This is a genomic window from Ancylomarina sp. (assembly GCF_041555295.1).
GTDB lineage: Bacteria > Bacteroidota > Bacteroidia > Bacteroidales > Marinifilaceae > Ancylomarina.
This window is the reverse complement of the sequence record NZ_JBFFKR010000015.1, coordinates 1-13768: the sequence shown is the minus strand read 5'-3', so window position 1 is coordinate 13768 and position 13768 is coordinate 1. Positions and strand designations below refer to the sequence as shown.

At 35.5% G+C, this 13768-nt stretch carries 9 protein-coding genes; 2 read left to right on the top strand and 7 right to left on the bottom strand.

The window, feature by feature from the left end:
- Positions 1–4: 4 nt before the first annotated feature.
- The 7 genes from ABY905_RS02630 to ABY905_RS02600 all read right to left on the bottom strand — a co-directional run bounded on the left by ABY905_RS02630 (position 5) and on the right by ABY905_RS02600 (position 11448).
- The gene (locus ABY905_RS02630) at positions 5–3163 is read right to left on the bottom strand and encodes a SusC/RagA family TonB-linked outer membrane protein (RefSeq protein ID WP_372640158.1); all 3159 of its coding nucleotides are present in this window, start codon (positions 3161–3163) and stop codon (positions 5–7) included.
- A 167-nt stretch (positions 3164–3330) separates the two neighbouring features.
- Positions 3331–4437, bottom strand: coding sequence for an ROK family protein (locus ABY905_RS02625; protein ID WP_372640156.1), 1107 nt, complete (start codon positions 4435–4437; stop codon positions 3331–3333).
- Between the two features lie 8 nt (positions 4438–4445).
- Entirely contained in the window at positions 4446–5600 is a 1155-nt protein-coding gene (locus ABY905_RS02620) for a sugar MFS transporter (protein ID WP_372640154.1), read from the bottom strand.
- Between the two features lie 3 nt (positions 5601–5603).
- On the bottom strand, positions 5604–6602 hold the full coding sequence (locus ABY905_RS02615) for a LacI family DNA-binding transcriptional regulator (RefSeq protein WP_372640152.1): 999 nt from the start codon (positions 6600–6602) through the stop codon (positions 5604–5606).
- Positions 6603–6775: 173 nt separating this feature from the next.
- Positions 6776–7903, bottom strand: coding sequence for a YibE/F family protein (locus ABY905_RS02610; protein ID WP_372640150.1), 1128 nt, complete (start codon positions 7901–7903; stop codon positions 6776–6778).
- Between the two features lie 53 nt (positions 7904–7956).
- A complete protein-coding gene (locus ABY905_RS02605) occupies positions 7957–9495 on the bottom strand; it encodes an alkaline phosphatase (RefSeq protein WP_372640148.1) in 1539 nt (512 codons plus the stop codon).
- A 51-nt stretch (positions 9496–9546) separates the two neighbouring features.
- Complete coding sequence (locus tag ABY905_RS02600; RefSeq protein ID WP_372640146.1) at positions 9547–11448, bottom strand: long-chain fatty acid--CoA ligase; 1902 nt, start codon at positions 11446–11448, stop codon at positions 9547–9549.
- A 395-nt stretch (positions 11449–11843) separates the two neighbouring features.
- Here ABY905_RS02600 and ABY905_RS02595 point away from each other — a divergent pair, with 395 nt between their 5' ends.
- Positions 11844–13319, top strand: coding sequence for an aminotransferase class V-fold PLP-dependent enzyme (locus ABY905_RS02595; RefSeq protein WP_372640144.1), 1476 nt, complete (start codon positions 11844–11846; stop codon positions 13317–13319).
- Between the two features lie 131 nt (positions 13320–13450).
- Positions 13451–13768, top strand: a 318-nt coding sequence (locus ABY905_RS02590; protein WP_372640142.1) for a metallophosphoesterase, incomplete at its 3' end; no start/stop codon positions are given.

The window sequence follows — 13768 nt, the reverse complement described above, 5'->3', positions numbered from 1 at the left end:
ATAATTAAAAACCAACATTAAGCGAAAATCCATAAGTTCTCGTTGCAGGAACTGGTGAGAAATCAAATGCCTGAGCTGCTAATGAAGAACTATAAGCACTTGCATCAGGAGAAGTTCCAGGTGTATGCTTATAGAAATAGAATAAGTTTCTACCTACAAGAGAAAGCCTAGCTGATTTTACAGGATTATGAGGGATTTTATTTAAAATTGATCTAGGAATATTGTAACCAATAGCTAGTTCTTTCAATTTCATGTGAGACGCATCATAAATAAACTCTTCATCTACCTTTGATAATTGTCTCCAATATTCTTCAGCACTAATCATGACATTATTAGCTCCACCATCAGCAGTTACGCCATCAACAAATAATGACATACGATTGTTTTCTGTCGTTCTAGCTGCAGTTCCTGAAGAAACAGCTCCTTGTTCTGAAGTCGAAATAATATCACCACCTTCTTGGATAGACATCAATGCCGAAAGAAAGAAACCCTTATATTCTGCATTTATATTAATGGATCCAGTCCAGTCAGCTTGAATGTTTCCAAGGATATGATCATCACCCTGAGCAGTTGTTTGTAAACCGTTATCATCAACGATTAGAGCACCACTTTCGGTTCTGTTGTAAACGCTACCACGAATGACACCTAGTTTTTCACCAGGAAGAGCCATCACGCCCATACCTAAATCATATTCAGGAATACCTTCAGCTAACTCTTCAAGAATACCTTCATTTTTCGCAAAATTAAAATCTATCCCTAATCTAAAATCATTGGTTTTCACAGGGACAGTTGTTAGCATGAATTCAATACCCTTATTGGTAATTAAACCCGCATTAATTAGGCGTAAATCGTAACCAGAACTTTGTACTGTTGGTACGGCTAAAATTTGGTTTTCGGTTTCTTCATTGTAATAGGTAAAATCTAAACCTATGCGATTATTAAGAAATCTCATATCAGCACCAATTTCCCATGATGTCGAAATCTCTGGTTTTAGATCTTGAACAACTTGAGTCGTCGGTATTTTAGCATTTGTTAATCCAAAATTCCAATTTTCTAGCATGAAACTTTGACTTGTGCCATATGGGCTAGTAGCTTTTCCTACTTGTGCCCATGATCCTCTAACTTTTGCGAATGAAATAAATTCAGGCAAATCTGTCATATCAGAAACAATTGCACTTAAACTAAGAGAAGGATAGAAATAAGAATTATCGAATTCAGCGTCCGATGCTGTTAGTGTAGACGACCAGTCGTTACGAGCAGTAAAATCTAAGAATAAAAAATTCTTGTATGCAACCTGTCCAAATCCATATATCGATCGAACTTCTGATTCAGAAATACTTTCGCTAGCATTTATATTTGAACCAGCACCTAAAAAGAAATCACCCTCTGAACTCAATCGTCCTGAAGTGGCTCTTAAATCTTTAGAAAATCGATTCATACTGTTTGCACCTACATTTAATCCTATTTTAAAATCTTCATTGATATCCTTATTGTAGGACACTAAAAATTCATAATTTTCTTCTTTAAAATTGGATTGAGACGTATTATAATTTGGTCTGGATGCATCTACATTATCAGCATATCGATAACCTTCAACACTTGAAAATTGGTAGAAATCCATACCATACTTAAATTTTGCTTTCAGATCAGAAGTCAATTTGATGTTTGCCGCAACATAACCAAAGGTTCTGTTTTTCTGATCATAGTTTGTCGTCTGAGACTGAAGGAAATATGGGTTTCTGTTGCCAGCGTTTGCAGTCGTGTATAATTTTTCAACATGCTTGCCACCAATAATATCGTAACCAGGAGCCAGATCTTGATTTCGGATATTCATAGGCATTGTATTGAAATAAGACACATAACTATAAGTGCCAATTTCAGGACGCTCGTTACCTTCAGTTAAAAAATAAGAAAGTTTGGTGTCAATATTTAACCATTTATTTATGTCATAATCAGCTCTTAAATCAAAAGTTGTTTTCTCAACTTTATGATCTTCATAGATACCATTCAGAATATCTTTTCCTATAGATACACGGTAGGCACCTTCATCGTTTCCACCAGTAAATGAAACATTGTGTTTTTGTGCAACTCCTGTTCTTGTGAAGTCTTTTAGTCGATCTTTTTGAGCCTCATATGCAATGGTTTCACCTGTCCATGATTCAAACATTTGACCTTTCATTTGAGGTCCCCATGATGAAGTATTGGTATTGTCGTATTCTCCTTTGGTACCTTGACCATATTTGTCTTGAAGATCGAGCATATATGATGCTTCGGAAAAAGTAAAACTTCCAGAGTAGTTAATTCCTAGTCCTTCTCCTCTTTTTCCTTTCTTTGTTGTTACCAGAATAACACCATTACCACCACGTTCTCCATAAAGTGCAGCAGCATTAGGCCCTTTTAGAATAGAAATAGACTCAATATCTTCTGGATTCAAATCAAAAGCACCACCTGCTCTCGAAGTTCCTCCCCAAATCGAACCATCTCTACTGTTACCATCATCAAAAGGAACACCATCAACAACCCATAGAGGTGCGTTATTACCAGATAAAGAACTGGCACCTCTAATTTCAATACGGGTCGTGCCACCGATACCACCACCTGATTGGTTAATTTGAACTCCTGCAACTTTGCCCTGAAGTGAACTTGCCAAATCAGAATTACCTGCTTGAGTTAGTTCGTCAGATTTAACATCCTGAACAGCATATCCTAATGCTTTCTTTTCTCTTTTAATGCCTAAAGCTGTTACAACAACCTCGTTCATTTGTTTTGCATCAGTAAGAAGTACAACTGCTAATTCTGATTGAGAATCAATATTAATTTCTTGAGTTAACATTCCAATGAAGCTAAATATCAAAATATTAGATTCGTTTGGAACTGTGATCTCGAATTTTCCATTGATATCTGTTACTGTTCCTATTGTGGTTCCTTTTACCACTACTGAAACTCCAGGTAATGAAGCTCCATCTTCTTCAGTAACAATTCCCTTAATAAGTTTTTGAGAGGCAACTGTTAAGTTTGCTTCAGAGAAACTGACAACGTTTGCATTCACTGATAATGGCAAGACCATTATTGCAAAAAGCAAAGCTAAAACTCCTATCTTTCTTTCAAGCCTCAATGGGTTAGTTAAGCTTGAATGAAGACTTCGTAAAACATACTTCTTCATAGTTAGTAAATATTAATTGTAAATGGATTAAACAATTTGGTTAACATGACACTGGTTTGGTTTTAATATAAAAAGTTGAAAATGTTAATTACTAAACCGATTTAGCATGTTTAGTAAAAAAATATTTTGCAAGAGCTATCAAGTATTAATTGATAGCTTTCTTAGTTTTATTTGTCATTTATCTTCTTTAGGGCAAAAGCATAGGCTCCAATTCCAATGGCTTTACTTGCTCCGAGTTTACTAGAACTAATAGCTAAGCGAGGTTCTGGATCATATTTTATACTTTTATTAGTTCCTGGGATAATAATTTCCTTAGAACGATCTTTAATAAATTCCTGATAATCTTCTTCCTGATCTATATTATATACTTTCTGTACTAATCTAGGCTGATTTTCACCTTCCGAAGTCAAAAACTCACCATTGATTTCAGCCATAACTGATGGCATATACAAATCGTGTGCTCCTGTTAATCCTCCTCCAATAACAGCAATACCATCGGTTAATGTTAATAGGTTAGCTAAACTATCTCCCAAGCACCTCCCAAACATCTCAAAAGCGCCAAGCGCTGCTTTCTGATCAGAATTATTAAGATCTAAAGCTATGTCAGAAACATCTTTAGGCATTAATTTATCAGAATATTCTTTAGAAGCATTTTTTAAGAATTCTCTTTGAATAGCACGAGTGCTAATGCCTTCTTCGGCAAACCGCTCAGGAAAAATCCTTGAACTAGTCAGCCATACTTCACTTGCTATTGAATTGTCGCCTATAAAAAGTTCATTGTTATGGACTAATCCCCCTCCAAATCCTGTACCTAGTGTTATACCAACCAAGTTTGAGTATTGTTTGGGACTATTAGCCTTTTGTAATCGTTTGTTGATTTCTGGAAGTATTCCTCCCAAAGCTTCACCATATGCAAACAGATCCCCATCATTATTAATAAAAACGGGAATGTTAAAGTGTTCTTCTAACATAGGCCCAAGAGCTACACCACCTCTAAAAGCGGGAAGATTTGCTAAATCTCCAATAATCCCTTTTTTATAATCTGAAGGACCTGGGAATGCAAAACTAATTGCAATAGGATCCTCTTTTATTAAATCCTTAGTCTCTTGAAATCCTTTTATTATCGTTTTCAAACAAAGTTCCAAATCATTAGCATTAGAAGGTTTCCTAATTGGGTCTACAATTTCTTTACCACCTTTAATGGCTGAAAAAACAAAGTTTGTACCACCTGCATCAAGAGTTAATACGACTCTTTCATCACTCCATATATTCATATTTGTCTTTACTTTCTTTTATAAAATGATAAGCCTAAAATGTAGCCTATACACACTAGAGTTACTATAAAACCAGCCATTAATGAAAAAATATCAGCTATTGCGCCAAATATAACAGGAACAATTGCTCCACCAATGATTGCCGTTACCATCAAACCAGAGATTTCATTACTTCTCTCTGGCATAGCATCAATCGTTATTGAAAATACGAGAGGAAAAATATTCGCAAATCCAAGACCAATAATAAATATCGACGCGAATCCCATTATTGAGCTCGTAGATACAAAAAGGCCTAAGATTCCGATTATAGAAACTATAGTTGTAATTTTAAGGAATTTTTGAGGTGACATCCAATTTAAAATAACACCACCAAAAAAACGTCCTGCCATTAATGCTAAAAAGAAGAATAATGTTCCCCAAAGGCCCAGTTCTTTAATATCAAAGTTGAATTTGTGTTCTAAAAAATTTGGAAGCTTAGCACTCATACTAACCTCAGCACCTACGTAAAGAAAAATAGCTAACACCATAAAAAAGATATAAGGATTTTTCAATAATGATAAAACGGATTTAAAGGATGCTGGTGTTTCTGAATCATCTCTTTTTTCTTCAATTTTAACTGACCATAAATAGATGATTGCAATGATTAGAATCGATGAGTAAATAGGGAAAAGAATTTTCCAATCTAAACCCCAATATTTTGCTGCAAGCAAGGGTAGAAGGGCACCCGATAATGAGCCGATTGCTTTAAAGAACTGTCCGAACGAAAGATTTCTCGAAAATTTACCTTCTGGTGAAACATCTCTCATAATAGGATTACCAGCCACTTGCAATATTGTAGCTCCCGTACCTAAGAGTAGTAAGGAGGCTAAAAGTAATTCAAATGAAGAAAAGTCACCTAAGATTGGAAGTATTAAACCAATTAATGCAGCTATCATTCCAATGACTAATACGGGTTTTTTCCCTTTACGGTCCTGATACAAGCCCATTGGTACGGAAAGTAAACCAAACATTATAAATCCCATAAAGGTTACTAATCCTGCCATGAAATTTGTTAATTCATATTCAGCCTGTAATTGACTAGTTAGAGGGCCCACAACATCGCCAAATCCCATGCATAAAAATGCCAGGAAGATAGGGCCTGATTTTAAGTAATTATTTTTCATTTGTTATTTTCGTTCTATTAGTTTTGGTGACAACTCAATTCTTTTATTTTCACTCTTTTTAGAGTTTAGAATTTCTTCTATAATTTGAGTTGAATACATCGCTATTTTTTCAATCGGTTGCGCTACAGAAATCACTTTAGGTAAAGAATAATCGAATAAATCGACATTGTCGAAACTTACAAACTTGATATCATTTATCCTGTCTTTGTAATAAGTATTCATTAACCAAATGGCAACAACAGCAATCTGGTTATTGGTAAATACAATAGTGTCAACGCCCGATTCAATAAGTTTTCTGAGTTCTCTTTCAGTCCCATGTTTTAAATCGTTATTGTCAACTATTCTTATTAAGTCATTATCAAAATCAATATGATTGTCCGATAAGGCCATCTTATATCCTTCGATACGATTTTTTAGAGAATAAACATCGGGAGTAAGTGTAATTAAACCCAATTTTTTTGATCCTGATTGAATTGTTTTTTCAATCGCATTTTTCATTGAAATCTTGTTTTCAACTAAAATATAATTCGCTTCAACATCTGGATCTTCTCTATCAAAAAACACAAGAGGGAAATCGTTTTCTAATAATGATTTAATAGAATCACCTTGTATAAAACAAGATGCGACTATCAATGCATCAACTTGACGATTTACAAACATATTTAGTACTTGCTCTTCTTTGTCTTTATTCTCATCTGTACTTCCAATAAGTAGATGATAACCTTTTTCCCAAAAATGATCTTCTAGCAGCCGTCCTATTTTTGCAAAAAATGGATTGGAAATATCAGGAACTAAGTAGCCTATTGTATTCGTATTTCCTTTTTTTAAACTTTTTGCAATTTGATTGGGTTGATAGTTAACTTCTCTTATATAATCAAGTACCCTTTTTTGAGTTTTACTACTTATATTCTTTTCGTCTCCTTTGTTGTTAAGAACAAAAGAAACAGTTGTTTTTGATAGACCTAAGTCTTGCGCGATATCTTTGATTGATTTTTTCTTCAATGTGCTTCTTTGCTAAATCGGTTTACTAAATCGGTTAATCAAAAATATGCCTATTTTTTAATAAGTCAAAATATATTCCTCTATTTTGAATGAATCTAAGTAGTAGGGTGGTTATAGATTCTTCCGCTAATACTATCTAGTAAGTGGAAGTCGGTTTGTGAAAGGCTTTAAATTTATTTTTTTCGTGTAAAAATCCAACTTCCAATAATCGCTGTGAATGGAGCAACCAGAATTAGTCCAAAACTACCAACTAGTGTGTGGAGTAGTTCGCCTGAAACATAGTTAAGGTTTAGGATATTGGTCATTGGTGTACCTTGGGCAATAAATACCATTAGCAGAGCAGAGAAGCCGCCTGAATAGGCAAGGAGTAGTGTCGTTGTCATAGTGCCAACAACCGCTTTCCCAACTTCGAAGCCAGACTGACAAAGCTTTTTCCGACTGATACTTGGGTTGTGATTAATCACTTCGGCTTGTGAAGCAGCAATATCCATGGAAATATCCATAACGGCGCCTGATGATGAAATGAAGATACCTGCAAGAAATATTTCAGTAAGGTTTAAGTGTGCAAATCCTGAATAGAGTAGAGTTTCTGAGAAGGGTTTAATTGCGCCATGAATATTGAAAAGATCTCCAAAAATGATAGCCATTATGCAAGTGATAGCAATCCCACTCATAGCTCCTAAGAAAGCAACGGTGCCTTTCTTATTTGTTCCAGCTACCAGAAAAATAATGGCAGAAGTCAGTAATGCAACAATACCTAGCGAAAGTGGAATAGGTGCAAAGCCTTTCAGGAAACCAGGCAATAAGAGTTTCCAAATAGCCAGACCAGTAAACAGGAACGAAAGGATGGCTTTTATTCCTGTCCAACCAGCAAAGCCAATTAATAGAATAATGAAAAGAACCAGAAGCCATAACTCAATATTAATTCTATAATGATCGACTACATTGGCACTGAGAATTTCAGATTTATTCTCATTTAGATTTAAGACAGTAAGTGTTTTATCCCCCTTTATAAATATTTTATCGAACTCCATACGACCAACTAATTGGTTGAATGCTCTAAGCTCTTTACCTTTAAATTGACCACTCAGTATTTTGATTTGTAATACTTGGGTTCCCGTTTTTAAGATACCTGTTTCAACGATTAAATTATTATTGGTGGATAGAACTAAAGCCTTAACACGTAAGGTATTTGTATCAGGAGTTTTGTCAAAACCATTGGGAGCAAGTATCAATCCTAGACAAATAAGCAGGAGTAAACCAACTAGAATTAAATCTGATTTTTGAGCTAATTTAAACATGGAGGTAGGAAAGTTAACAAGGATAAGCCAGATGACTTATCCTTGTTGTGTACTTATTTAGATTGTAGTAATCTGAAAATGTTTTTGGCCATATCAGTATTGTCGAAGTAGCCTGAGAATAATTCTGAACCTACACCAATGGCTTTGACAGGAATTGGCGTAGCCGTGTGGGAAAATGAAGTCCAGCCAATACCAGCTTTTTGTGATAGAATATGGCAAGCCGTTACAGTAAATGGGTTGTAGCTACCATATAGCAAGTAAAACTGATCATCTTTATTGAATTCTTTTTTGTAATTCATGCTTTGTTCGAAAGCGTTCTTAAGCTGTTTTGTTTCGAATGCGGATAGCTCAAGTCCTTTTTCTTTATCACCTAAGCCAAAGTGCTTTTTTACTAAGGCCATTCCATCTTCAAGCTTATACTTGTCAGTATTATCTTTTTTATACTGATCTACAATTTCTGAAAACCCATCGTTAGATATATTTTGATATTGTAGGATCTTAAAATTTGAATGGTAGTGACTTCCTGAAAAGCCAAGTGCCATTCCACCGGTTTCGTGATCACCTCCAACAATAATCAAAGTTTCTTTTGGATGCTTGTTATAGAAATCAAGAGCAACCTTAATTGCAGCATCAAAGTTAATGACTTCCTTAATGGCAGTTGCAGCATCGTTAGCATGACAGGTCCAGTCAATTTTACCTCCCTCAACCATCATGAAGAAACCTTTTTTATTATCTAATAATTCAATACCTTTTTTTGTGAATTCACTTAAAGTAATATCGTTGGTCGTTTGATCAATGGCATAGGGTAATGCCTTACCTCCAACCAGACGTGGTGCAATTGCAATAATTTTATCATCTCCTTTTCTTAAGCTTTGGAATTCGGATTTAGTATTTAAAAGGCGATAACCACGTTCTTTTGCGAGTTCGATAGAATTGGTTTCCTTGTTATCAACTTCTTTTTCAGCACCCATACCAAAATTAGCCATGATGTTGTTTTTATCCAACTTGCCATCGCCTTCAGGATGCTTAATGCCACCTCCAGCAAAATAATTGAAGTTAGATTTACTCAAATCTAAACTGATATCATAATACATGCTTCGGGATGGTTGATGAGCATAAAAAGAAGCGGGTGTAGCATGGTCGATAGACACTGATGAAACGATACCAACTTTATAGCCTAAATCTCTTGCTCTTTCCGCTACAGATTGAAGAGGCCTTTGTTTTGATGCATTCATACCAATGGTATTAACACTGGTTTTGTGACCCGTGGCTAGAGCTGTACCAGCAGCTGCTGAGCCTGTAATAAATCGGTCCGTAGCATTCGTGGTGTAAAAGCCGTGATGAGGGAATTTGCTCATTTCAAGTTTTTGGATGCCATTTTTTCCATTAATGGCACCAAGATAGGCTTCTGCGGCATTGGCTTGAGATAAGCCCATACCATCTCCAATAAAATAAAAGATATATTTAGGTGCCTTACCATTGTAGTTTTGACGTTGTTTTTCAATGTTAGAATCACTCGCACTTGATGTAAAAGCAAGTAATACCAAGCCTAAAGTTAATAGGCTATTGAGCTTTTTAAAGTTAAATTTCATTATAATAGTATCTCTTTTGTGTTTTAGTCGATTGCTTGGGTCGTTCTTAAATTAAAAATTCTGGATTGTTTCCTTATTTTTAGTGTTTAAGAAGTTTTTACCATCAGGTGTATATAAATAATCTACATGGTCATTGAAATAATGAACCACTTTGTCGCGTACAACTTTCATGGTTGAGTTCACCAGTTTATTTTCTTCAGTGAAAGCTTCTGGTAGAATTCCAATAGCAGTAGGCATCCATCTTTGTGGGAACATATCCTGATATTTACCACCCTTTTTATATGCGTTTAGTTCCGATTGTAATAGCTTAAGTGCTTCAACTTGCCCTTCATCACTTTTTGAATCTAATCCTTTTACTCTCAGATGAGCTTGAATTGCACCTTTGTTGGGTACAAGCATAGCAATGGTGTATGGATCTTGATTGTTGTATAAAAGACACTGATCAATATAAGATGATTGATCGACGAATGCTTCTTCGATACCTTCAGGACTGAATTTTTCACCATCGTTGGCAATTAACAAGGATTTAAATCGGCCAGAAACATATAGAAAGCCTTCCTCGTCAATATGTCCCATATCACCAGTATGCAACCAGCCATCCTTAAGAGTTTCAGCGCTGGCTTTATCATTTTTCCAGTAGCCTTTCATCACATTACCACCTTTAATAATAATCTCACCTTTTTCACCAGATGGAAGGATATTCCCTAGATTGTCACAGATTTTGAAATCCATGTTATTGACCAGGAATCCAGATGAACCTAGTTTATGACGGTGATGTGCATTGGATGAGATAATGGGTGAAGCTTCTGATAAACCATAGCCTTGGTACATTGGAATGCCAATTGCATAGAAGAAACGTTGTAACTCAATATCCAATAGAGCCCCGCCACCCACAAAGAATTTCAGATTACCACCAAAGTTGGCTCTAATCTTAGAAAAAAGAATCTTATCGTAGAACTTATAAATTGGCTTTAAGAACTTACGAGTACCTTTTCCCTTATCGATGCCCAAACCATTGTAGCGATAGGCAACATTCAAGGCTTTGTTGAACATGCGTTCTACCTTAGGTCCTTTTGCCTTAATTCCCTTTTCGATATTCTTTTTAAAGTTCTTTGCTAAAGCGGGAACGCTTAAAATAATATCAGGTTGAATTTCCTTAATGTTATTCGGAATGTTTTTTAAAGCCTCCATAGGCGACTTACCTTGCTGAACAGCAGCTATTGAAGCTCCTTTTAACATGAAACTATAAATTCCTGCCGTGTGAGCAAAGGAGTGATCCCATGGTAGAATAAGCAAGGTTTTATAGGTTTCAGGAATGTCCATTAAACTGGAAGCCTGTATAACATTCGAGGTGTAATTGTTATGCGATAAAATGATGCCTTTAGGATCAGCAGTTGTACCTGAAGTATATGAAATATTTGCACTATCATCAGCATCAATAGTTGACCAAATCTTTTGAAGTTCTTTTTTATCAGATTCAATAATATTTTGTCCAAATTCAATTATTGAAGACAAGTAAATTTCTTTCGATTCCAATACAACATCATCATCTATTACGATTATTTGTTCTAATAGATCAAGTTCATCTTTAATTTCTCTAATTTTAGATAGATGATTTTTTGATACAATAACCAATCTTGACTCAGAATGTTGTAATCGGAATTTTAATTCGTTCTGTGCATCCAATTTGATAGATAGAGGAACGTTAACAGAACCTGTGTAGAGGATACCTAATTCAGAAAGCACCCAGGCATTTCTTCCTTCAGAGAGTAGACCGATACGATCTCCTTTTTTTATGCCCATGGCATATAAGCCTGCTGCCAACAGATGAACTTCAGTGTGAAGTTCTTTATATGATTGTGACATATAAGCTCCTTCGTTTTTTTCCCATAAAAATGGGTTATTGGGATATTGTTCTACACTTTTTTCGAAGAGTTGAATAATTGTCTCCATATATCTTTTTTGTGATCTGTAAATGACTTGATTGTAAAAATGGAGTATTCCCCTTTTTTATGAAGCCAAATTTAGTGTTTTCCCATCAAATTCTTTCATTCTTCATAAATGGCATCTATTCTAAATAAGATATGGAGTTATTTATTGTAAAACACATGGAGTTCTTTCTTAATTATTAGTCCTTATAATCAAAGTTATACATCATTTATTTAGAAAGCGATGTAGGTACAAATAGCCTAGGCGATAGGAATATATACAGCCACTATTTGTATTCCTTTTTTAGAATATCTAATTTTACGAGCGTTCTTAAATCAGACCAAACAGTCTGAATATTAAATGATTTGAGACACGTGAAATCTGAATAAACAACAAAACAAATAAAACTAACCTAAGTAATGAGCAATTTGGAAAACCATTTCAAAAAGTTCCGAAAGAATACAGTTGGAAATGAAGCCCGATTTTATTCTCCTTTTGGTAAGCAAACTATCGTTTACGGCGACTGGATTGCAAGCGGACGTTTATATAAGCCTTTAGAAAAAAGAATGCTAAAAGATTTTGGTCCTTATGTCGCAAACACGCATACAGAGACCAATGTTACTGGTACTTTAATGACCCAAAGTTATCATGAAGCTCAGAATATAATTAAGAAGCATTGTAATGCTGGACCTAATGATGTATTGATGCATGCAGGTTACGGTATGACTGCTGTTATTGTGAAATTACAACGTATTTTAGGATTAAAGGGGTGCGGCCCTATGAATTCTAAAACTTGCTTAAAAGATAAAGAGAAGCCAGTTGTATTTATCACACATATGGAGCACCATTCAAACCAAACATCATGGTACGAAACCAATGTTGATGTTGTGGTTGTGCCTCCAGGAGAAGGCCTTACTGTTGATTTGAATGAGTTGGAGAAGCAACTCGAAAAATATGCTGATCGCAAGATGAAGATTGGTTCATTTAGTGCGTGTTCAAACGTAACAGGAATTATCACCCCATATCACCAGATGGCTAAGATGATGCATAAACATGGTGGTATCTGTTTCGTAGACTTTGCTGCTTCTGCTCCTTATGTCGATATCGATATGCATCCTGCTGATGAGGAATGTAGATTAGATGGTATTTTCTTTTCTCCACATAAATTCCTTGGTGGCCCAGGTTCTTCCGGTGTTATGATTTTCGACTCAGTTCTTTACGATCCAGAATCGGCTCCTGATCATCCTGGCGGGGGAACTGTAGACTGGACCAACCCTTGGGGTGAGTATAAGTTTGTGAATAGTATTGAGGCACGTGAAGATGGTGGAACTCCAGGTTTCCTCCAATCTATAAGAACAGCTTTGGCTATCGATGTGAAAAATCAGATGGGAACTGACAAGATGGAAGCTCGTGAAGAAGAGTTACTTGATCTTGCCTTCAAATTGATGCGCGAGGTTGATGATGTCATGATTCTTGCTGATGACGGTCAGAAGCGTATTGGAGTTATGTCTTTCTATATTGAGTATATTCACTTTAACTTATTGGTGAAGTTGTTGAATGACCACTTCGGGATTCAGGTTCGTGGAGGTTGTGCCTGTGCAGGTACTTATGGTCACTATATGCTTGATGTAACTCATGAGAAATCTCAGTCAATTACATGTGAAATTTCTGCTGGCGACTTAACTCACAAGCCAGGATGGGTACGTTGGTCATTACACCCAACGACGACTAATAAAGAGGTTATTTACTTTGTAGAGTCGATCAAGAAAATCATTGCTAATTTTGATGAGTGGAAGAAAGACTACGAGTATAGTCGTAAAACTAATGAATTTACTTACGCTGGTCCTAATAAGGTTAAGAAAGAAGTTAGTATCGATAAATTGTTCAAGCTATAGTAGTTGATTATCTTTGATAATAATTAGATTTAAAATATAAACTCTTCTTATTGCATTGCAATAGGGAGAGTTTTTTTTGTTTTTATATCTTTGATATAGTGAGAAAGTTGAGATATTGAATATAATCTCACATGAGAAATGAATATTTACAAAATAGAATTGATTTGTACGATATAATAGGAGATATACACGGCGAGTTTGAAAGTTTGGAAGAAATGCTTCAAACTTTAGGCTATAAGAAGGAGGCTGGCTTTTATGCGCATCCTGAAAGGAAAGCTGTTTTTGTGGGAGATTTTGTAGATAGGGGATTTCGAGTGATCGATAGTCTTTGCTTGATAAAAAATATGGTAGATCATGGTTCAGCTTTTGCGATTGTAGGAAACCATGAGCTCAATGTTTTGGCCTATTATACAAAAGATGACGAGGGGATTCCTTTGCGTGAACACAGC